The organism is Runella sp. CRIBMP, assembly GCF_009905605.1.
Lineage (GTDB): Bacteria > Bacteroidota > Bacteroidia > Cytophagales > Spirosomataceae > Runella.
On record NZ_JAAAKZ010000032.1, the window covers coordinates 1 to 24170 of the forward strand.

The 24170-nt window shown below is 43.0% G+C and carries 13 protein-coding genes; 8 read left to right on the forward strand and 5 right to left on the reverse strand.

Features of this window, described 5'->3' with window-relative positions; translation table 11 throughout:
* Both GVN20_RS29090 and GVN20_RS29095 read right to left on the reverse strand, forming a co-directional pair.
* Window positions 1–2946 (reverse strand): SdrD B-like domain-containing protein (locus tag GVN20_RS29090; RefSeq protein ID WP_166561715.1); only part of this gene is annotated, 2946 nt, incomplete at its 3' end.
* Between the two features lie 711 nt (window positions 2947–3657).
* A complete protein-coding gene (locus GVN20_RS29095; RefSeq protein WP_114069238.1) occupies window positions 3658–4068 on the reverse strand; it encodes an AraC family transcriptional regulator in 411 nt (136 codons plus the stop codon).
* 77 nt (window positions 4069–4145) lie between these two features.
* Between GVN20_RS29095 and GVN20_RS29100 the strand changes: the two genes are divergently transcribed.
* From GVN20_RS29100 to GVN20_RS29125, 6 genes are all read left to right on the forward strand, one after another.
* Window positions 4146–5870: a hypothetical protein gene (locus tag GVN20_RS29100; protein WP_166561716.1), complete on the forward strand. Its 1725-nt coding sequence runs from the start codon at window positions 4146–4148 to the stop codon at window positions 5868–5870.
* 62 nt (window positions 5871–5932) lie between these two features.
* Window positions 5933–6520 (forward strand): AraC family transcriptional regulator, encoded by a 588-nt coding sequence (locus GVN20_RS29105; protein ID WP_166561717.1) that lies wholly within the window; start codon window positions 5933–5935, stop codon window positions 6518–6520.
* 940 nt (window positions 6521–7460) lie between these two features.
* Window positions 7461–9182 (forward strand): GMC oxidoreductase, encoded by a 1722-nt coding sequence (locus tag GVN20_RS29110; protein ID WP_166561718.1) that lies wholly within the window; start codon window positions 7461–7463, stop codon window positions 9180–9182.
* A 281-nt stretch (window positions 9183–9463) separates the two neighbouring features.
* Window positions 9464–11926, forward strand: coding sequence for a bifunctional aspartate kinase/homoserine dehydrogenase I (gene thrA, locus GVN20_RS29115; RefSeq protein ID WP_166561719.1), 2463 nt, complete (start codon window positions 9464–9466; stop codon window positions 11924–11926).
* 203 nt (window positions 11927–12129) lie between these two features.
* Window positions 12130–14259, forward strand: a complete 2130-nt coding sequence (locus GVN20_RS29120) for a tetratricopeptide repeat protein (RefSeq protein ID WP_166561720.1) — start codon at window positions 12130–12132, stop codon at window positions 14257–14259.
* Between the two features lie 55 nt (window positions 14260–14314).
* Complete coding sequence (locus GVN20_RS29125) at window positions 14315–14494, forward strand: hypothetical protein (protein ID WP_166561721.1); 180 nt, start codon at window positions 14315–14317, stop codon at window positions 14492–14494.
* A 19-nt stretch (window positions 14495–14513) separates the two neighbouring features.
* Here GVN20_RS29125 and GVN20_RS29130 read toward each other — a convergent pair whose 3' ends face one another.
* The 3 genes from GVN20_RS29130 to GVN20_RS29140 are packed head-to-tail and all read right to left on the reverse strand — an operon-like array spanning window position 14514 to window position 19739.
* Window positions 14514–15995: a C1 family peptidase gene (locus tag GVN20_RS29130; RefSeq protein ID WP_166561722.1), complete on the reverse strand. Its 1482-nt coding sequence runs from the start codon at window positions 15993–15995 to the stop codon at window positions 14514–14516.
* 19 nt (window positions 15996–16014) lie between these two features.
* Window positions 16015–16836: a caspase family protein gene (locus GVN20_RS29135; RefSeq protein WP_166561723.1), complete on the reverse strand. Its 822-nt coding sequence runs from the start codon at window positions 16834–16836 to the stop codon at window positions 16015–16017.
* Between the two features lie 8 nt (window positions 16837–16844).
* Window positions 16845–19739, reverse strand: coding sequence for a tetratricopeptide repeat protein (locus GVN20_RS29140; RefSeq protein WP_166561724.1), 2895 nt, complete (start codon window positions 19737–19739; stop codon window positions 16845–16847).
* 405 nt (window positions 19740–20144) lie between these two features.
* Here GVN20_RS29140 and GVN20_RS29145 point away from each other — a divergent pair, with 405 nt between their 5' ends.
* Window positions 20145–20312, forward strand: coding sequence for a hypothetical protein (locus GVN20_RS29145; protein WP_166561725.1), 168 nt, complete (start codon window positions 20145–20147; stop codon window positions 20310–20312).
* Window positions 20313–20525: 213 nt separating this feature from the next.
* Window positions 20526–24170: ATP-binding protein (locus GVN20_RS29890; RefSeq protein ID WP_255455479.1), on the forward strand; the 3645-nt coding region annotated here is incomplete at its 3' end.

Genomic DNA, 24170 nt, shown 5'->3' on the forward strand with positions numbered 1-24170 from the left:
GTAGGTAGTTGAAGACGTTAAGGCAGGGGTCGTAGCAGGGTTGCCTGTCAAGCCACCTGACCATGTTACTGTTCCTGCACAATTGGCAACCGTCAAGGTAGCCGTTTGACCTGAACATATCGTAGGACTGTTTACTGTCGGAGCTGGATTGGCCGTAATGGTCAATGTTACGCTTTTGCTCGCTTTGCAAGTGTTGTCTGCCGTATTGGTAGCCTCCACACGGTATTTGTAAACCCCTGCTGCCGTCGGCAGGGCTGTGAGTGTAGCCGTGTTTTGACCGCTGATGACAGTGGTAGTGGGGTTGGCCGTGCCGTTGTCGTTGTACCACAGGTAAGTTGCCGCCACACCGTTGGTGACACTCGTCGTCACGTTGGAAGGCGTAAAACTTCCGCCAACGCATATCGTCTGGTTGGTCAAATCTGTCAAAACGGGGGTGGTGCAACTGCAATCTTTGGTTGGTGTAGTAAAGGTCTTATCTTCAAAACAAGTATTATCGGCATTCCACACGCGGATGGTGTATTGGGTGTTGTGCTTCAAGCCCGTAAAACTCACTGAACCAGCCGTTACGGTTTTGTTAGAGGCGGCATTGTAAGCAGGGCCGCTGCCGTAGGTGGCTCCTTCTACAATGTCGGCTTTGTCGCCACCTGTTACGGTGAGCGAAGCCGTGGCGTCGTTGTTGAGAGTCGAACCTGTACACGTTCCTGCTACTGTGGTGACGGTTGTACCGAGAGTAGGTTTGGTACAGGTCGAATAACCTACGTCAAAACTGTGGTTGTTTTCTCCCGCGTAACCTGTCGTAAATGCTATTTTTCCATCAGCAGCAGCATCGGAGTCCACTAAGTCATTGCCGCCAAGGTTTGGACTTGTCAAAGATTTTGTTCCAGAAGTTGTTGGAAACTTTAAGATATAGTCAGTATTATAAGTAAGACTAAGCCCATATTTAGCAGAGCTTGAATTAGTCCCCGAGGCCGAAGAAAAGAAGTAGTTTCCATTTGCATCTGTTGTGGCTGTGGCACCTGAAATGGGAGTTCCGGTTTTATCACAAAGCGTTACTGAAACATTTTGAATTCCTGCTTCACCTGCGTCCTGAATTCCATCTTTGTCAGTATCGTCCCACACTCTGTTACCTATTTCAATGGGTGCATTATTACACATTACTTCCATATCGCCTAAGCCATTGGCTTTTCCGAATAGCCATGGTTGCAGTCCAAATGAAGGGTCAATAAATACTACATAAGATTTGTCATACTCACCGGTCGTATTATTAAACCAATAGGTGCCGCCTGCAAAATAGTTTTGATCAGGGTCAGACACTTGCGTTACTACCTGTCCTCTTCCTGGTACTATTGCAGCCCCTCCCCCTACAACTTCTTCATGCACATTGTTTTCATCATCTCCAACATAAAATTCACCGGAAGGGCTTGTATAACCTGTACCTGTTGGTGTCCCGGGGCCTTGACCATTACCTGCCCCGGCAGTAGTTACTCCGCCTGAAGTGGCATTTTTTTCTAACGTATAAACTCCTGATACCAATGATGCTCTTAATATATCACCACCTGCAAGCCCATAATAGAGTTTTGTGTCAGAGGTACTCGGTTGATAGTTTGCCGTTCCTGTTTGGTGTCCTAATCGGTCATTGAAAACCATAATCAATGACTCATCAGTATCAAATACTATATCAGCAAAAATAGGCTGTGGCTCACACACAAGGTTCAAGCCTGTTGGGCTTATGCCCCCCGAAATATTTGAAAAAGAATCTTCCCACGGATTCCATTTATTACCATAAACTCCCCCCCAGGTAAAAGCCGCTCCTTTAGTATAATTTAGCGGAAACGACAAAACACTGGTGAAAGTTGTCCCATCTAAACGATATACAGTAGCTTTCATATCTGCATCAACCTTTGAAGTAGCAGCATCGCAAACAGAACCGATATAAAGTTTTCCTCTATGATAGGTTAATGCAAATGGGCGAGCATTGCCTCCTGTACAGGAGTTTGGAACTGCGATACCTGAACCAACTAATGCTTTTGTGGCAATATCAACCGTATAAATTTTGGAATCGTATAGATTTACAAAAAACAATTGGGTATTATCGTCTGAGATTTCAATATCTCCCAACCCTATCTTTCCGACAAGTGAATATAATTGTGTATCGTGTGATGCTGCAAGGTCTGAAGTAGTAACCGGTACAGGTAAAGCCCTTGTTGCAATAGTAGGCATTAAACTCATACCTACATCAACCCCCAAAGTAGTTACATCTAACCATAATGAGGGAGATCCACTACTTGGTACTATGTATATTGCCCCAATATCTTCTTTTCCATCACTATTATTATCTTTCAATGCAATATGTCGTTTCACAAAAGCACCAACAAATAAATCCTGCTTTTGTCTGTCATAAGCAATTCCCCATACAGATCCCATTTCGCTCTTTACACCAATGGTAGTATGACTTGCTGAATGTGATGGACCTGATGACGAGTACGCATATTTCACCAACACATCATTCATACCGGCAGCATTATTACCCACATAGCAGGATGTGACTAACATAGGGTCGGTAACGCCACAATAATCGGCAGGATAATTTACTGCTAAATTTTGAGTTGTCCCCGATGGAAACATCACGGTTGTTCCACCTGCGGCTCCTTTTGAGGCAAAAGTATAACTGTCGGGCATCACAAACTCTAATCGAATCTGCCCCGCAGTGCCTCCTGTTACAGTATAGGCACCGGAAGTATTGGTAGATGTACCGCCACCAGTATAAGAGACAGTCAAGGCTGTGCCGTCCGGTTTAGTTGCCTTAACAACTACGCCTGCCATACCCACATCTAAGTTGGGAGAGGCCGTACCTTTAGTACCATCCATATTAAAGTCTTTGAACACCGTTCCGGATACTTGGGCATTGGCACAATAAGCTAATAGGCTTATAAGTGCGGTGCTCATTAAGAGCCTAAGAATAGTGTCCCTCCTCAAAAATCGGTTTAAGCAAATTGATTTAGGTAAGTATCTTTCCATCATTTTTGTATTACATTTAGTAACAATGTGATACGAAATAGTGGCAAAAAATATACCTAATTAGGTGTCCAATATGCTCAAAAATGTATCTAAAATGTTTTTTTTGTCCATAAAAGCCTCGTTAAAATTCTAAAAGAGCCTTCGGTGCGCTTTTTTATTCATTTCTGCCTCCCTCAACTTCCTGAGAAATATATAATTCCATAAGTCAGAAATGTCACCTTATCAGAAAAGAAGTAGGATAACACCCACTGATGGGGAGCAGATAGATTTCTTTAAAGCAAAATCCACCTTTTTGGTGCAATCTCGGGCGTTAATACGAATCCTGATGCACACCAAAAATTATGCCTGATGGGTGTCCGAAATGCTTTACTATGTATCCAAAATGACATTTAACGGATTCGATTACTTAAAAGACAAGTATTTATTGGGTACAAATTGTATTTTATGGTATCTAATATAAAATTGCCAAAGGGATAATTAAAGAAGCAGTAATCGGACAATGAGGCAAATGTAATGCCTTTTTGCATCAAAAACGGACTGGTGTAATCGCACAGATTTAAAGTTGATTGTAACGATGCCTCATAAAAACAACTAAACCTATACCCTACACAATTTTTTATGTTTGTTACTTTGGGTATGTTATTGATTCAATGTTTTGTAAAGTATATCCTTTTTATAATCTGTTGCGGTTTGGCCTGTGTGAGCAAGAAATGCTTTCGCAAAACTTTGTGAACGGCTAAACCCTACCTTGTACGCAATTTGAACGATGCTGTATTGATTTGAAAGTAACAATTCTTTCGCTAATTCCAGACGGGCATTAAGATGATATTGATAAACACTGTTGCCATATATCTGAAGAAACAATTTCCTGAATTTAGAAGGACTCATATTGGATGTACGTGCCAACTCGGCAATTGTAGGCATCGGCATCGACAGGTTAGCCATAATGGCTTGATGCGCTTCAATGATTTTTGCGTAGTCACCTTTTAATACATTGGGAGGGCAGACCGGTAAGGGTGTTACAGGTTCTGTTATTGCTGAAATTTTCATCGTAGGTAATAGAGAGAAGTACTGCTTATGTACTCAAAAGAGTATTAATCAAACAGTGACAAAGTTGGTCGTTTATAATGGATAGAGATAAAAAAGTAGGGTTACAAATGGCTATCATATCCCAAAATGGGTATAAAAAGTGTAAATTATGTCTGTTATTTGTGCTTTTGTGGTGTTTTGGATGTAAATCAGAACAAAACCCGATCCATGAAGAAATTAGACGTGCCTGTATTGAATCCGACAAAACGCTGAATCAATACATACAGGTAGATTCATCAAAAGCTTTTACCGTGATACGTAATCTTGAGCGGAAGTTTCCCAACTCAACTTTTGTCAAAGTAAACGCAGCCATAGATTATGCAGAGCTGTATCATTATTGGAATGAAGATTCATTAGCGGTAAGCTATGCAAGTCGAAACTTAAATTTGGCAGGTAGAAATCATTTTTATAATGAGCAAATACATTTGTACCTGATTTTAATAGAAATAACAGAAAATTATAAATCAGCATTAAATTATCTTGAGAAAGTTGAGCTTTTGTTAGAATCTAAAAGATATACATTTGACCCTGCATTGATTTCACGGTTTTATTATTTATTCGGGTGCTACTACTATGAAATAAGAGACTATTACAATGCGAAATATAATCTTTCTAAATCGCTTTATCTAAGTAGAAAAAATAAATTAATTTGGGAGGAAAGCAAAGCACTTAATGTCCTAAGCGTAGTATTCGAGAATGAATTAAAACCTAAAAAAGCATTACAATACATTAATGAAGCTATCAGGATAGGTGAACGTTTTTCGCCAATAAATTGTGGAGGTTATTATTATCAAAAAGGAGTAATACTTAATCATTTAAAGCGTTTTTCAGATGCCGAAGCTGCAATTTTAAAAGCAAAAGAATGTTATAAGATGCACCCACATCCACACAATCCTGAAATTCTTGAAAGTGTATTGGCTGAAGTTTATTTAAGTCAAAAAAAATACAAAGAAGCAGGTGACAACTACCGTGCTTTTTTGGCAAAAGCTAAATATCAATCTACTAAAGTATGGGCCTATAATTTATTGTCTAAATATTATTTTGAAGTAAAAGATTATAAAAATGCTTATATGGTCAATAAAGAGTCTATTAAATTGAGAGATTCGATATTTTCAACCGAAAGGACTTTTTTTATTGTACAAAAGCGTACTGATTATGAATTGGCTAAAAAGGAATTGGAAATCAAAGAAACACAAGTTCGATTTCGACTTTCTGTCGCAATATTTATTTGTATTGTCATTTCAATTCTCATCTTCGTTAAGCTATCACATAGAAATAGTTTGTTAATGAAGCAATTAGCCAAAGTGAATGAAGAAAAACTTCAACAGGAAATTGAGTTTGAACAGCGTAAATCAGCATTGTCTACTTTGCAATTAAGCCAACATAATGACGTACTGAAAAATCTAAAAAAAGATATTGAAAAAATAGACCATGTTAACCCTGATCTCATCAAAGACCAAACACGATCAATTATAAAAACACTTGAAAAGGATTTGAATATAGATAATGAATGGAATAAATTTAAATTACACTTTGAATTGGTATCACCCTGTTTCTTTGAAACACTTAAAACACGAAACAGCCAACTCACTGATCTTGATTTAAAACATTGTACTTACTTAAAGATGAATTTAACTCCTAAGCAGGTAGCACAGATATTGGGAGTTGCGCCAAAAAGCGTAACTCTCTCAAGGGTAAGAATCAAGAAGAAGCTTCACTTGCCTGAAGAAGAACAATTAGCCGATTTTTTAAAGAAAATATAAGTGCATCTTTTTACAATAGTAATACACTTAACCATTGACCCTACCTTGAAATACTGACACTTATGAATTCATCCCAATCTCGACCTTTCAACTCATTTCCTGACTATCCGGAAGAGTCTTCGTTGAATATTAATATTGCAAAAGAATATTCAATTAAAATTATTGATTTTCTCATTCAAAACAGGATTCCATTCAGCTGCTTTCAAGATAATAACGCCTTTGTTAAATACGAGAAGGATTTGGAAGGTAAAAAGGACGTTCTGGCTTTTGATAAAGATTCTTTTACAAGGAAACCTTTGAAGAAAGGCAGTGATTTAGAAGCCGCTATAAAGGTGATACACCAACAAATTACTGCTCATATTTCTGCTGAACTGCCCTCCATTGAAACCATCACTTCTGCATTAAACATAAGCCCCGCTACATTTAAAGCAATATTTAAGAGGATGTATGGCCTGCCTTTTCACAAGTACTGTATAAAATATAAAATGGAACAGGCAAAACAGTTGTTGGAAAGCGGGAAGTATTCTGTAACGCAACTATCCGAAGCATTAGGATACACTACTCCCACAAAGTTTGTCGTCGTATTCAAAAAATATCAAAATATTACTCCCGGAAAAATAAAAGCATTAGCAAAAGCCCAACCCAAATAAATAACAATACTGCCTATACGTAACAACGAGAAGAAAAGCTGCTGCTGTTATACTCTTTTGGTATAGTGCAATGATAACCGTAATTGGTTTTTTGAGGAAAAAGACAGCCCAAAAAACGACTGTACAAGAGGCAGTGAAGGCTATGCTTTCCTTCATTGCCTCTTGTACTTATTAGTAATTCAACCGGTCTCGTCTAACGTGCGATTACAATAACATACCCCTAATTGTTACCATCGAATGTTAAAGGAGCTATCGCCCATTATTTACCACGACGCTGATTTTAATACAACACAACTCCGAATTGGTCCCTGTAGATGCTTGTGCCGGACCGGGTGTCAGAGAAAAATATGCCGCAAAACATTTAAAAAGCGTCTGCGGACAGATATGGAAAGCCGGTTGGCCAATATGGCCCGATGCATCCAGAGGCGGAAGTTATCCGATGCCTGACTTGGCACAATTTGAACAGGAGCTAAGAATTATTAAAAAGGCCGCCAATTCCGTCCTTTTTCAGCAGTAAAAAGCATACCGACACCGAGCGGCCTAAAGACAAAACGTCTTGTATTGTAGCCACTAACTTTCCAAAAATGGATTATTACAAAGTTAGGCAACAACAATAAGGAAGAATGACCGAGTTTTTTCTTCTACTTTCTTCTAAAACCGGTATTGTATGAACCGGAAATAATCTCGTGTGGAAGAAGTATATTCATAGATAACTTCTTTCACACGGATAACGAAGCTGTTTCGCAATTGAAAATGAAGGCAAACCACTTCCACCGGATTGCGGATTTCCTCGAAGCGGTACGTTTACATTAGTATTTAGGAAACCCCTCAGATGAACAGTCGTTTGTAGAGAGTATCCTTTTGAACTGTATAAATATTTTTTCAAATTTCAGTAACTCTCCAGCCGATTTTCGTTTTATAAAGAAATTCAAAATCAGATATGTCTTACTTAAATATTGATTCTATCAAAGACCGCACCTTCGACGCCATTGTGGTAGGCTCGGGCATTAGCGGCGGCTGGTCGGCCAAAGAATTGTGCGATAAAGGGCTCAAAACCCTCGTTTTGGAGCGCGGGCGAGACGTCAAACACGTGACCGATTACCCCACTACGATGATGAATCCGTGGGAGTTTGACCACTTGGGGCAGTTGCCCAAAGCCATCAAAGATGCCAACCCGATTGCGAGCCGCTGTTATGCTTTTAAAGAAGAGTCGGCGCATTTTTTTGTGAAAGATGCCGAGCATCCTTACGTGCAGGAAAAACCTTTTGACTGGATTCGTGGCTATCATGTGGGTGGCAAGTCGCTGATGTGGGCGCGCGGAACGCAGCGCTGGTCGAAGTACGATTTTGAAGGCCCCGCCCGTGATGGTTTTGCGGTGGAATGGCCCATTCGCTACGAAGAGTTGGCACCTTGGTACAGCCACGTTGAGACGTTTGCGGGGATTTCAGGAAACAAAGATGGCTTAGCCCAATTGCCTGACGGAGAATTTTTGCCGCCGTTTGAGCAGTCGTGTGTAGAAAAGCATTTTAGCCAACAAATGGCGCAACATTATAAAGGAGCACGCCCCATTATTGTAAGTCGATGTGCGCATCTAACCAAGCCAAAACCCATTCATTATCAGCAAGGTAGGGCGCAGTGTCAGCAGCGGGATTTGTGTGTGCGTGGGTGTCCATACGGCGGGTATTTCAGCAGCAATGCGTCGACTCTACCCTGGGCTGCTCGGACGGGCAACATGACCTTGCGGCCTGATTCGGTAGTGCATTCGGTGATTTATGACGAAAAACTGGGCAAGGCAACGGGAGTACGCGTTATTGATGCCCATACCAAAGAGGCCGTCGAATATTACGCCAAAATTATTTTTCTGAATGCCTCGGCGCTCAATACCAACTTGATTTTGTTGAATTCCAAATCCAATCGTTTTCCAAACGGGTTGAGCAACGACAACGGGTTGTTGGGTAAATACGTGGCGTTTCACAACTTCCGAACCACTATTTCGGGTGAATATGAAGGACTTTTGGATACCGTTACGGAAGGAAAACGTCCTGGTAGTAGTTATATTCCACGTTTTCGGAATGTGTTTCAGCAAGATAAAGTTGATTTTCTGAGGGGCTATGCGGCAGGGTTTTCGGGCGAACGGGCCGTATCTCGCGATACGTCAAGCATGGGCGAAACCTTAAAAGAAAATCTGGCAACACCGAAATACGGAAATTGGCGCGTGGGCTCTTGGATGATGGGCGAAACCATTCCGAAAGAGAGCAATTACGTGACGCTTGATTCAAACCTGACCGACCAATGGGGCATTCCGCTCCTGAAAGTGTCAGTAGCGTATGATGATAACGACGACAAAATGGTGAAAGATTTTCACGAACAAATGACCGAAATGTTGACGTTGGCGGGCTTTACCAACATCCGCACCAACGACGTGCCTAGCAAAGCCCCTGGCCTCGACATCCACGAAATGGGCGGCGTTCGGATGGGAAAAGACCCCAAAACGTCGCAATTGAATAAATGGAATCAACTCCATCACTGCAAAAACGTCTTTGTCACCGACGGAGCATGTATGACTTCTACGTCTACGCAAAATCCATCTTTGACTTACATGGCCATCACGGCCCGTGCCACCGACTATGCCGTGAAGCAGCTAAAAGCAAAGAATCTATAAACGCAAGCGTCAGTCAGCTGCAAACTGCGACGTATAACCGACCGACAATTAAAAAATTGGCATATTTTATCAAGGAATAGCGGGGCAGAGCCCCGCTGTTTTGTTTTACACGAACCATAAAATAGAAAATCAGCCGTCGTATATACGATAAAAGTCATGAGTTTACTGTAAAAATAGCCTCTCCCCGCTATCTTTGCAGCCTAAGTGATGAGTTTAGCTTTAAGAAAGTCGTCACGCCACCTTAAAATTGCGGTGATGAGCCGTTTACAAATTTTTTTAGAATGAAAGTCCTCAAATTTGGCGGCACTTCGTGCGGCACAGTCGAAAGTATCCAACAGGTCATTCAGATTTTACAAGATAATATTGCCAAAGGTGAGCGCATTGCCGTGGTGTATTCGGCGATGGGCGGCGTAACCAACAAGCTGATTGAGATAGGCCGCATGGCATCCAAAGGGAATGTCGAGTATTTTGATGCGCTCAAAGCCGTTGAAGAACGCCACTTTGCGGCCATTCGTGGCTTAATTGACATCAAAAATCAAAGTAGTTCTATCGCCAAAGTGCGCGGATTGGTCAACGAATTGGAAGATTTACTGAAAGGTATATCGCTGATTCGGGAACTGTCCGCCCGAACGCTTGATTTGTTAATGTCTTTCGGGGAGCGTCTTTCAACAACCATCATTACCGAAGCCCTCAAAGCCCGGGGTGTAAAAGCGGAGTTTTGCGACGCCCGCACCCTGATACGCACCAATGATCATTTTGGCTACGCCGAAGTGGATTTTGAGGTGACAAATGCGCAAATTTTGGCCCATTTTGCCCGAACCGATGCGATGCAGTGCATCACGGGCTTCATTGCCTCCACGGCCGAAGGGATTACAACCACGCTCGGACGCGGTGGCTCTGACTATACGGGCTCCATTTTTGGGGCGGCACTCGACGCCGACGTGATTGAAATCTGGACCGACGTAGACGGGATGATGACCGCCGACCCTCGCAAGGTTTCTACCGCATTTACGATTCCGACCATTACATACGCGGAAGCCATGGAGTTGAGTCACTTTGGGGCCAAAGTGATTTATCCGCCGAGCTTACAGCCCGCATTTGTTAAGAATATTCCGATTAAGGTGCTGAATACCTTCAACGTAGCGTCGGAAGGAACCACCGTTCATACGACATCCGATGAAACGCCTTTTGCCATCACGGGCATCAGCTCCATTGATGACATTGCCCTAGTCAACGTGCAAGGCAGCGGTTTGATTGGTGTAGCGGGCGTGTCGGCGCGCTTGTTTTCGGCGCTTTCGCGGCATAAAATCAGCGTCATTTTGATTTCGCAAGCGTCGTCCGAACATTCGATTTGTTTTGCCATTGACCCCAAAAATGCTGACCGCGCCAAGGAGGTTTTGGACCAAACTTTTGCGCCTGAAATCAGTGCCGGCGATATTGACCGTGATGGAATTCAGATTCAAAAAAACGTTTCTATTATCGCCATTGTGGGCGAAGGAATGCGTCGTAGTACGGGTGTTTCGGGGAAATTATTTACGGCGCTTGGCAAAAACGGTATCAACGTTATCGCCACCGCCCAAGGCTCTTCGGAGTTGAATATCTCGGTGGTTATTCAGAAAAATGACCTTTCCAAGGCGCTTAATGCCATTCATGGGGTGTTTTTTCAGTCGGAAGTACGAACGTTGAACCTGTTTATTGTCGGAACGGGCTTGATTGGGAGTACGTTTTTGAAACAACTTTCGGCACAGTCAGACTATTTAGCCAAAGAGAAATTGCTGAAAGTCAACGTGGTAGGCTTGGCCCGTAGCAAAAAAATGTGGCTCAATCCTGAGGGCATCAGCCTGACCCATTGGAAGGAAGAACTGGACGAAAACGGCAAAACCACGAGCTTGCCAGCGTTTGTGCAGCGTATTCGGGAGTTCAACTTACCCAACAGTGTATTCATTGATTGCACGTCCGACAAGGACATTATCCATTATTATCACCCTTTGCTCGACGCCAGCGTGTCGGTTGTGACGCCCAACAAAGTGGCCAATTCGAGCAGCTACGCGGAGTATCGACGGTTGCAGCAAACGGCAGTGCGTAAGGGAGTTAAGTTTTTGTACGAAACCAACGTGGGCGCAGGTTTGCCTATCATCAACACCATTCAGGGATTGATGGCGAGCGGGGATAAATTTGTCAAAATTGAAGCTATTTTATCAGGTACACTGTCGTTCATTTTCAACAGCTTTGTGGCGGGAACCCGATTTGTTGATATTGTGGGTGAGGCCAAAGAAAAAGGCTACACCGAGCCAGACCCGCGCGACGATTTGAGTGGCCTCGACGTAGCGCGTAAAATCCTGATTTTGGCCCGTGAAACGGGCGTTGGACTCGAAATGAGCGACATTCAGATTGCGCCAATCTTACCCGATAATTGTCTTCAAGCTCCAACCGTTGCTGATTTCTTTACTGAATTAGAAAATTCTGATGCGCATTTTGCGGGTTTGCTGCAAGCGGCGGCCGAAAAAGGAGAAAAATTACGCTACATCGCTACGCTCGAAAACGGCAAAGCTACGCTTCAGTTGCGCACCGTCGATGCCGACCATCCTTTTTATTCCCTTTCGGGTGCCGACAACATCGTGTCGTTTACCACCGAGCGTTACAATTCTCGCCCTTTGGTGGTCAAAGGGCCAGGTGCGGGGGCAGAAGTAACCGCTTCGGGCGTATTTGCCGATGTGATGAGCATCAGTAGTTATTTATCATAAGACTAAAAGTCAGTACGTTGCTGAATGTCGGCGGGGCTTCAAGCCTCGCCGACGTTTTTTTGTAAATGCCTTTTTTTGGCCGATTGATGGGTATGTGCAAACCCAAGTTGCCTAAATTTGTCCTGCACCGATTATTAAAAGGGTACATTTCATCTCAAATATTATTATATCTTTGTTCGTAATGAACTCTTAATTCTATGAGAATGAAAGCGATTGCCTCAACACATTTATTGTGTTTGGTCCTATTCGTAAATGCTGCTTTTGCACAAATAAGTCCAGTTGACAGCCTAAAAAAAGTCCTTGCTCAGCCTATGCCCGATACGGCCCGGGTGCTTACGCTCGACCAACTGAGTCTGCGGTTGATGTATTCAAAGCCAGTGGTTGCGATGCAGTATTCTCAAGAAGGATTAGATTTAGCCGAAAAAATCAATTTTCCCCGGGGGAAAGTCCGAAATATGAACCGTTTGGGGTCTATTCTTCGCTTTACGAGCAATTATGCCGAGGCGTTGGAGATGCACTTTAACGCCTTGAAAATTGCGGAAAAAATTGACTACCAAGAAGGGGTAGCGCGAACCCTCAACAACATCGGGATTTTGTATTCGGAACAGAAAGAGTCCAAAAAGGCCATTGAATACTACTTTAAGACCAAAGTCATTGCCGAAAAAATAAATGACCAAAACCTACTTCAAATTTCATTGGTAAATCTCGGGACCGATTATGCCCTACTGAATCAAACCGATTCGGCGCGTTTTTATACTGAAGCGGCTTACGAGATGGCCGTCAAGCGTAAAAGTAGCAATGTGCCTGTATTGATGATGAATCTGGGTAATATTTACAACCGAATGGGGAATTATCCGTTGTCGCTTCAGTACTATCGTTCGGCCTTACCTTACCTGAAAGCCGCTGATAATAATCGACTACTAAGCCAAACGTATTTTGAGATGGCGCAGGTCTTTAAAGCACGAAAACGTTTGGATTCTTGTCAGTATTACGCCAAAAAATCCTTGGCGCTGAGTCAGGAAGTCAACAATACGAAGTATATCTACGAAGCAGGAATGCTGCTTGCGTCGTTGTATGAATCAAACGATAAAGCCCAGGCCTACGACTATTTTAAGCTGGCGGCGGTGGCCAAAGACAGTATTTTTAGTGAAGAAAAAACAAAGCAAATTCAAAATTTAGGCTTAAATGAGCAATTGCGGCAACAGGAATTGAGCGCCACCCGAAAAGAGTTTGAGAATCAGCGACGAATGTACCTTTTGTTTGGGGTGATGGGTGTGATTCTGATTGTGATGGTGATTCTCTATCGGAACAATATTCAGAAGAATCGGGCAAATGAGCTTTTGCACAAACAAAAAGAGGCCATTCAAACCCAAAAGAAGCAACTCCAGACGTCGCTCGAAACTCTCAAAAATACCCAGGCCCAACTCATCCAAAGGGAAAAACTCGCCAGCTTGGGCGAGCTTACTACGGGCATTGCTCACGAGATTCAGAACCCGCTGAACTTCGTAAATAATTTTGCCGACATCAGCGTCGGAATGGTGCAAGAACTGATGGAAATCAAAGAAGAAGTCAAGCTTCGAACCAATTCGGTAGCCACCGTCCAAACGGGGGGCGAATTACCTCCTGATATTAAGGCACAAAACGAGGAGGATGAAATTTTAGAAATGGAGCTTTTGGGCAGCCTAGAGAAAACCCTTCAGAAAGTCACCACCCATGGGCAACGTGCCAGCGACATCGTGAAAAGTATGCTCGAACACTCGCGCACGGGTACGGGCGAGCCAGACATCACCAACATCAACAAAATCGTTGACGAATACCTCCGCCTTGCGTTTCATGGAATGAAAGCCAAATACAAAAATTTCAACTCGGCCTATGAGTTTGTGGCGGATGAAAATCTACCCGACATCACCGTTGTACCGCAGGATATTGGCCGGGTTATGATGAATTTGTGTAACAACGCGTTTTATTCAGTCAATTTTAAAGCCAACCAAACCAGTAAACAAAACGACGGCATGATGGCGGTATTGGCCACTTACCAACCCAACGTAACGGTGATTACGAAAAAAGGGAAGGATATGATTGAAATCCACGTAAAAGACAACGGCACTGGAATCGCGGATAATGTGCGGGGTAAGATTTTTCAGCCGTTTTTTACGACCAAACCCACGGGCGAAGGAGCGGGGCTGGGATTGTCGCTCAGCTATGACATCGTGGTCAAAGGCCACGGCGGTACCATTGATGTGGAGACGGTAGAAGGGGAAGGAGCTACGTTTATTGTCAAATTACCGATCAAATCATTTGCCGAAGAAGAGAAAAAGAAAGCAAAAAAATAGTTCGTTTTGATTATATTTAACTGTTCATTAAACCATTACTTAACTCCCTTACATTATGAATAAGTCTTTTTTTATTACTTGTATTCTTTTGATAGCGGCACACCTTTCATTTGCTCAGGCACACATTGAGACCGAAGGAGAAGGTAGCAGCATTGAGCCGATGTCGGTAGTTATCGGCGTGGTGATAGGCTTAGTGGTCGGTTATTTGGTAGGTTCGAAAATGGGTAAAAAGTAATAGCATAAAAGGGGGGACACTATAAATCCCTCCTTTTGACGTGTTCTAGTGTAATCAACAGCGGGACGATTTGCCCTTCATGTTTTTCCCGTAACTCAAAACCCATCTTCTTCGTTTTGTAGTCAATTTGCTCGTAATTCAATAATTTTGAGCCCATTACCTTCTGCACCCGCTGGGTAAAAGTGCCTTTTTGCCCGTTCATGGCGGTGATACAACTGTCGATGTTGACTTCTTTATCAGAAAACAGAAATAGCCAAGATTCTGTCCCGGTGATTTCATTGAGTGCGTACACCTGCTCCTCTGAGGGGAGAAATACCTTGGTGTTGGCACCAACTACTGGGCTGATGGAATCAATCGGGAAAAGTTTATCAACGCTGGGCTGGGTGGCATTGGCACCGAGTACATACAGGTAGGTTTGTTTATCTACGTTAATGCGGAATTTGTATTCGGTGTCGGTTTGTTGAGGGTCGCGGAGGGAATAGGCCACCAGTGGCTCATTGGCGGCGGTGTTTCCTTCGGGCGACTGGCGCGTAAAAGGAAGCTCTACTGGGCGTAAATTGGCCAGTTCGATGGTCACATCGCCTGAGCGGAGGGCTTCAGTCGTATAGTTGTTGGGGGATAGATACGCCTGAAAACCGTATTTGGTGTGCTTGGTGTAATCATCGTACCGAATCCAGAAAAACCCATCTTCTCCCCAATCTTCCCCTCGGCTGTTGACGACGTGAAAAGCCCCTCCGAATTTTTTGTCATCGTATCCTACCACGCAAACCGCGTGCCCGCCGCGTAAATTGTCCGATTTGTTAGGGTCCCATAGGCCGTACTCGTCGCCCGAACCAATGCCAAAAAACCGCAAAATGCGCATCCAGAGTTTGTGCCAAAAACCCAGTTCGTCCAACGAAGGAGTAGTTTGAATCGCAATAACGACGGGGGTTCCTTCGGCCAATGCCTTCTTGGTCGCGACCACGATGTCTTCTTGCCGGTCGTTCAACCCAAAAAGGCGGATATAATCCATGATTTTGGATTCTGCCGCTGGCTGGAGTGAGGTCATTGGCGTACAATCGGGGTAGCCCTGTTGGGCGAGCCGGGCTACACCATTGGTTTTCAAAAATTCAAGGGCATTGGCTACCTCTGCCCCTTTTTTACACGCGTCGTCGTTGGGGGATTTAATGGCGTTGTAAAGAAAAGAGGGCGAAAAACGCAGCGCATCTATCGAGTCTTTGTTGGTAATATTGAGCCGTTTGGCTTCTAATATGGTACGCATGTAGTAGGCCGTCGAAAATCCCACGCAGGTACCGAGCGACCCTTGGTTGAGAACCGAAGGTACATACATCGATAAATCCACTTTGAGGGGGAGTCCGTCTTCGTTGACCACCAGGCTCGATTTTTTTTTCAGGACATTATTGTACGAAGTATCGTTGAAATTCAGTCCTTGGGCGTGCAGTGTGGTATGGCCTAGCATCCACAAAAACGTGAGTAGGGAGAGGTGCTTTATTGAATCCATACGATTGACTTTGAGGAGATTATCGGGTAGCTTTGACAACCGGTTTGACGGCAGCGGGACGACAACTTACCGGTACCTGACTCAAGCCCGCGTATTCGGGGATAAATGATTTCGTAATTTTGTTAATTCTTGCCAACAGATTGTTTAAGGTGACTTCTTTGAGGTTTTTGGCGTACAACATATCCTCAAAAGCCTCGGTAAGCGAGTAAGTAAAGACCGAATTTCGTTGGATAGTAAAGACTGGTTTACCCTTTTGTCCGCTGGATATTTTCAGGATACGGCAAGGCTCGCCGAGAAACAGTTTTTTTAGAATTTCTTTGCTGCGGTCATGTTTTACAATTGTATTTCTGGGCAGGGGGGTGGGGTAGCGGTCAATCATTTTGTTTCGGCAATCGGCCATCACAATACCGAGTCGGAGTCTTTTGGTTTGTAGGATAGCGGCCACTTCATCAATCGATACCAGACTGTGTTTCTCAAGTTTAAATAAACCGGGATTGTCTAATTGCATCGAAGGCAAAGTGCTGTTGTCGGGGTAGGTGCCAAAGCCAGAGTAATAAAAAACGACAATGTCATTGGGGTGAATGGAGGTATCGCTGACCGCATTTCTGACCGCTTTTTCGGTAAGTCCATCTACTTTTCGGTTTACATAAACGGTTTGTAAATGATATCCGATTTGGGTACTGATTTTTTTAAACATGGTGCTTACCATCTCTTCATCCTTGAGGCTTATCATCCCAAAATCTTTGTTCTCATAGTCTGAGGCCAGAATGAGGTGCAGCTTTTGGGCGCGGCTGATAAAAGGGGAAAGGGCAAACAGAAAAAGGAAAAAGTAACTTTTCATAAAAAGGGTTATTTATTTCGGAATCGTCCAATGAGTGCCGTAAACTCGGGCATTTCTCTAAGGTAGTCAAAATCGGGATTTTTGCTGATACTGTCAAAATTGGTATAGCCTCTTTCTAGGGCTTTGCCTAGCCATTCAATGGCTTCAAAAGGAAGCTTTTGACGGGCTTTGATGGTGGCTATATAATAGTAAGCGCGGAAATAAGCGGGATTGAGTTCGATTACTTTTTTGTAAGAAGCCTCGGCTTCCGCTAGTCTATTTTGCCTTTCCAGCAGGTTGCCATAATTATTGTGAAAATTGGCATCGTTGGGTGTAAACCCAAGGGCTTTTTTATAGGCAGTTTCGGCTTCTTCAAAACGGTTTTGGCGGGAAAGTAAATTTCCATAATTGCTGTAAACCAGACCGTTTATGGCGTTCAATTCAATGGATTTTTTATAAGCAGCTTCGGCGTCGGCAAAACGATTTTGGGCCGCCAACAAAATGCCGTAACTGTTGTAAATGTAGGCATCGTTGGGGTTGAACTCAATGGCTTTTTTATACATCACTTCCGCTTCCTCTGGCCGATTGCCCGCACTGAGCAGCATTCCGTAGTTCTTGTACACTTCCGAATCGATGGTATTGAGCTGAATGGCACGTTTGTACTCGATTTCGGCTTCGGTAAGGCGGTTTAAATTTTTGAGTAACACCGCGTAATTTTTGTGGACGTTGGCATCGTTGGTGTTGAGTTCTATAGAGCGCCGGTAGGCGGCTTCGGCCTCATTTTGTCGGCCTTGTCGAGCCAGCAAGTTGCCGTAATTTCCGTACACAACGGAGTTGGTGGGGTTAAGCTCAAAGTATTTTTTATAGGCATTTTCGGCCTCCGCAAAACGGTTTTGAGCCGCCAATAAAACACCGTAGCTATTGTAAACGAAGGCATCGTTGGGGTTTAATTCAATGCATTTTTTATACTCGTTTTCGGCCTCTGCCTGACGGTTTTGGGAAACCAATAATATGCCATAATTAAAATGCGCTTGGGCATCGTTGGGGTCTAGTTGGATAGCTTTCTGAAACGCCGTTTCGGCTTCTGCGGGGCGGTTCTGGACGGCCATGACAATCCCATAATTGCTATAAGCGGTGGCGTAGTTGGGCTGAAGTTCAAGGGCTTTTCTGTACGCATTCTCGGCTTCGTTGTACCGCTTTTTTGCGTTGAGTAGCATACCATAATTATTATACGTTTCGGCGTCGCTGGTTTTTAACTCAATGGCTTTTTTGTAAGCTTCTTCAGCGGCTTCTGCTTTGTTTTGAGTCGAGAGGAGGTTGCCGTAGTTTTTGTAGACTACGGGGTCGTCAGATTTTAATTCTATGGCTTTTTTGTACGCGGCTTCTGCTTCGGCTCGTTTGTTTTGGGCGGCCAGCGCCATGCCGTAATTTACGTGTAAAAAGCTCCAGTTGGGGGCGAATTGAATTCCTTTTTCAAATACTTGCTGTGCTTCTTTGTACGACTTTTTCAAGTACAGGATACGACCTGCGTCGTTGTAGGCAGGAGCAAACGTACTGTCGGCGTCGAGGGCCTGACGAAAGTTCAACAAGGCGGCATCGGCATTGATTGGTTCTGCGATTAAGCCTTTGTAATAAGAAACCCGCGCCCGAAGATTGGGATACAAAAAGTGGGATTGCCCCAAAATTAGGTACGTTTTTTCTAAATATCGGATGTTTTTTTGGTAAGCACTTGTCACTTCAGGAGCGTTTCTGTTTTCCAAAAGACCCGTAAATGCTTTTGATGATTCTTCCAGCAAGGCTGCCGCAAACTCCCGCTTAATGAAAGGGTGCATGTCTTTGATGGAAGGAGCCGCAAGTAATCTTTCAAAATAACCCTCTGCGGCGTTGGGCACATCGAGTAATTGTTTATTGGTGACTGCTTCCTGAAAATCAGTGTACAGTTTTTTGACGTCAGTTTCCGCCTCTTCTAAAATAGTTTGGGTTACGCCTCGGCCCTGTACTGCGGCAAAGAGCGGTGGCGGTACGTTTTTACGGACTGATTCTAGCGTGGCTGCATCTACCTTGACGATGGGCAGTGATTTGTCGGCGGCGATCAAAAGAGGGTTTTGTGGATTAGGGGCGGCCTCAGCAGTAACGCGGTCTTCCAGATAGCGTTCCAATTCACGTAGGGTAACGGTTTTGTCGCCGTCGGTATCGGCTAGTCCCTGCATTCCGCGTATGAGGTGATAGCTAAATAGCCCGCGGCCACCTCCCCATTGGTATCCTTCCAACGATAATTCATTGGCCTGACACGCCATAAACTTCACTTCATTGGCTACCTGTTTGAGCAATTGTTGGCCCATGAGCTGGACCCCGCCGATTTCATTCCCCGCTAACTTTCCTGCCCGACATGCATCTAAGAATAATAATATCTGAGCGTGATTTTTGGTTGAGAGGGTGGCAATGTAATCCTGTAGATAAAGTACCGCAAAGGCCGTGGAATTATAATTGCTACTGTAAGAATCGTGGGTAAGCAAAAAGCCTCGTTGGGCAATGGTGCGGGATTCTTGGTCGCCGTGCCCCGAAAAATACAAAAATACGCGGTCGTTGGGCTTAACAAAATCCAGCAGGTTTCCCATGGCCCGGTCAACCTGCCCTAAGGTTGCTTTTTCGTTTAGCAGAAGTTGAATGTTGGATTCGGGTACTGAGCCTCCTGCGGGAGACGTTAGAAAATTATAAAAAGCAAGGGCGTCGTCGCCAGCAAATCGGAGTGAATTGATGTGAAGATATTGCGACACACCCACAATCACCGCCCACGTTTGTCCCACTGTTTTTGGGGCCATGTTGGCCTTTTCCACTTTTTGGCCGCGTTCTTCCTGTGCTTCAATCTGGCCCGTAAACGTGATAGAAGCCCAAAAAATGAATAAGAGTTTTTGAAGTTTCATAAAGCGTAAAGTAGGTCCAATCAGGTTTAGCAAATGGCAAATGTTTAATAAAAAGGGTAGGGGAGTAAAGACATACTTTAAAGTAAAATTAACTGATTTTTCCTCCTTTTAAAAGGAAATCGTAAAGCCTTTTCGGAACATTTATTTTTCGGATGAAAGGAGTATTATTTGGCGTGGCAATGAATTACGACGGTACATTAGGGGTGATTGACGAGAAAAGCCTTCCTGCATTGACAAAACGTCGCGATTTGTAAGAATCTCCCCAAAAATACAGGGAATCGGTATCTTTCCAAGAAAACTGTATCGTTTTTTCTATATTAAATTTTGTGTAATAGGTTGTGGGTAACTGTTTGGAAATGAGATTTAAACATCGTACAATTGGAGTAGTTTATAACCTCTGCTATTATGGGAAATCTCAAAAAAGACCTCCGCTCCAAAGGGCAGCCGCTGATTTTTTTCTTAGTTAGAGGTGCGGCGAGTATAGCATTAAAATTTTTAAAGGACCTGTTTATGTACGATTTGTATCGTCTTAACGATATAACACCCCAGCTCACCAACAAGGATAGCAGATAGGCCACTGCTATCTTTTAAAACGGTATATCTATTAGAGGTAGTATTTGGAGTAGATTAATAGTTTAAACATTAGTTGAAAACTCATTATTGAAGATGAACATTCACTTAATTCATCGCAGTAAAAAAGCATAAGAATTTGAAGTTTCGGGTAAATCTGACGCTAAAGCCTGAGATATTTTGACATTTTACCCTTCTAAACCTCATACCCTGACAATGAAAATCTTCCTTCGGAGCTTCTTGATGGCGTTACTTTCAGGGAGCTTTTGCTTTGCCCAAAGCCGTCAAGAAATTGATAGTTTAAAGCATGAGCTTGCTATCGCTAAGCATGACACCAATCGGGTGTTGATTATGGCAGAATTGTGTAATCAGTACCGTAACATAAATCCCGATTCTGCTCAATTTTATGGACAACAAGCCTTGACATTAGCTCAAAAACTAAAATTTCCAAGAGGAGAAGTACAAGCTTTTCATCGTTTGGGTGCTACATACAGGATTATTGGTGACCTGCCTAAAGCGTTGAGTTTGATTTATAATGGCTTACAAATTGCCGAAGAAAATCGGTTTTACAACGAATCTGTTAGATGCCTGAATCTTTTGGGAGTACTTTTTCGAGATATAGATGATAATATGAAGGGTATGAGCTATTTCCAGCAGGCTTTAAAGACAAATCAATTGGTACCGAATTCAAAAGAGAAAGTGGCTAATGCTATTACAATTCTAACAAATATCGGTAGTGTCTATCAGGAACGAAAACAGTTAGATTCAGCATCCTACTACTTACGCAAGGTTGAAAATTTAAAGCAGAATGGCAATGCAAGATACCTTCCGGGCATTCTGAGCAGTATAGGTCAAATCGAATTTTTGTTGGGGCATCATCAAAAAGCGATGGAGTATTCCCACAAAGCCATTCAACTCTGTAAACAGAACAATGACCATCGAACAGCGAGCATTGTTTATAATACCCTTGCCACCTATTTTAAAGACGTGAATCAGCCAGATTCTGCAATTTATTACTCAAAAATAGGCCTTGCTGAGTCGCAAATTATTGATTTTAAAGACGGTATATTACGCAACAGCCGTTTATTGGCCGAACTTTATGAATCAAGAGATATAAGGCAGGCATACGAATATCAAAAAATCGCCTACACCACTAATGAGGAGATAAATGGTTCAAAAAAAGTACAGGCATTACAAAAAACAATTGTTGATGAAATAGACCGTCAACGTCAGCGGGAAGTTGAGCGAGTGGCCTATCAAACTCAGTTAAAACAATACGCACTTCTGGCGGGCTTGGCAGTCACGCTTTTAATAGGTTTTATTCTTTACAGAAATAATCGCCAAAAGCAGAAAGCCAATAAAGTATTGAGCAATACTTTGACCGACCTTAAAGTAACCCAAGTTCAACTCGAAAACAAAAACCGTGATTTAGAAATTGAGGCGGCGTTGGAGCGGGTACGCAGCCGAACCATGGCGATGCAAAAAAGTAATGAGTTGACTGAAGTAGCAGGCGTATTATTCAAACAGGTAACCGATATGGGTGTTAAACTCTGGACGGCAGGTTTCAATGTCTGGAGTGAAGACAACAATTCTTATGTGGATTACCTCACAAGCCCATTTGGCGGTTTCGCAGAACCTTACACAGTAAACGCAACTGCGTTTTCCGTATTTGTTGAAATAAGTGAGGCAAAGAAAAGAGGAGAAGAATTTCTTGTGCAGTATCTAGAAGGAGATTTAATCAAACAACTTTACTCAGAACTGAGTGGCGATGAAAAACAATATGAAAAAATGTTACAAGATGGGTTTCAGTTTCCATCACATCAATATAACCATTTTGTGTTTGGAGCGAAAGTAAGCTTGATGTTTATTACGTATGAGCCTGTACCCGAAATACATGACATATTCAAACGCTTTGGTAAGGTATTTGAACAAACCTATACTCGTTTTCTTGACTTGCAAAAAGCCGAAGCCCAGGCACGTGAATCCCAAATTCAACTGGCAATGGAAAGGGTTCGTGCAAGAACAATGGCGATGCAAACAACTGAGAATCTGACAAATGAGGATCTGAAAGATGCAGCTGCACTATTGTTCCAACAAGTAAAAGCATTGGGTGTACCAGCATACAGCTGTGGGTATAATATATGGGAACAAGGAGAGCAAGAATGTGATGCATGGATGAGTACTCATGATGGCAGTGGTATAAATCCTGCATTTAAAATTCCATTAACGGAAGAGGCTAATTTTATTGATTTCCTTGAGTCAAAAAAGAATAATGAGTCATTTTATGTAGTAGAAATGCGTGGTGAAAGAATGCAGGAGTATTATCAATACCTGATCAAGACAATTCCTGTTTTTAAAGCATACTTCGAGGAGGTAGTTAAAGCAGGATTTCCCATGCCTGAAACTCAGATACATCACATAGCAAACTTCTCGTATGGTAACCTGATGTTTATTACATTGGAACCCTGTCCTGAATTCCACGATGTATTCAAAAGATTTGCAGCTGTTTTCGAACAAACCTACACACGTTTTTTGGAACTTAAAAAAGCAGAAACTCAGGCAAGAGAAGCAAAGATAGAAGCCGCTCTTGAGCGCATCCGCAGCCGTGCAATGGCGATGAATACATCAGAAGAACTCAATACTTTGATAAGTTTTATTTATGCCGAATGTACCAAACTCAATATGCTATTAGATAGGGGTTTCATTATGACTTTTGATAAAGCCACAAAAGATGCCCATTGGTGGATGGTGAGTGCAGACGCATCCGATATGCCTTTAAAGGTTTTGGTAAAATACCATGAATATGCGCCTTATTTGGCAATTTTAAAAGGTTGGCAACAACGTGAACAAAGATGGTCATACGTTTTAGAAGGCAATAATAAAAAAACATGGGATGATTATCAATTTGCAAATGCTTTATCACAATTACCCGATTTTGTAAAACATAATATGCGTTCAGTCAAAAGTGTTATACTAAATGCTTCTTTTCAAAATTTTGGCTGCATTATGCTTTCCTCATTTGAGCCTCTGAGTGATAATCATTTTGATTTATTGATGCGTTTATCAAAAGTAATTGACCTCACATACACCCGCTTCCTCGATTTGCAACTTAAAGAACAAAATGCCATAAGATTGGTTGAGGAAAAACAAAAACTGGAGCATACACTTGCAGAGTTACGGACAACTCAAGCCCAACTCATCCAAAAAGAAAAGCTCGCCAGCCTTGGCGAGCTCACGGCAGGCATTGCCCATGAGATACAAAACCCATTGAACTTTGTCAATAACTTCTCGGAATTGAGCGTTGATTTAGCTCAGGAACTCAAAGAAGAGATTGAAAAACGGGACATTGACAAGGAACTGGTCAGTGATTTAGTGGGTGACTTAGTTCAAAACCAAAAGAAAATCAACCTTCACGGCAAGCGTGCGTCAAGCATTGTGAAAGGCATGTTGGAGCATTCTCGCCAATCGACGGGCGAGCGTGAACTGACCGATATTAATCAATTGGCGGATGAATATTTGCGTCTCGCCTATCATGGTTTGAGGGCTAAGGATAAAGGGTTTGGGTCTGATTATGAGTTGATTAGGGATAAAGGCTTGCCAAAGATTGAGGTTGTTGCGCAGGAAATCGGCAGGGTTTTATTGAACCTAATCAATAATGCGTTTTATGCCGTAAACGAGCGTGCTAAAAAGGGAGAAGCCGATTATGAACCCAAAGTAACGGTCACGACAAATGTTGCTGAGAACTGGGTTGAGATACGGGTCAGTGACAACGGAACAGGTATGTCTGAAGCCACCAAAGCCAAAATCTTCCAGCCTTTCTTCACCACCAAACCCACGGGTGAAGGCACGGGTTTGGGGTTG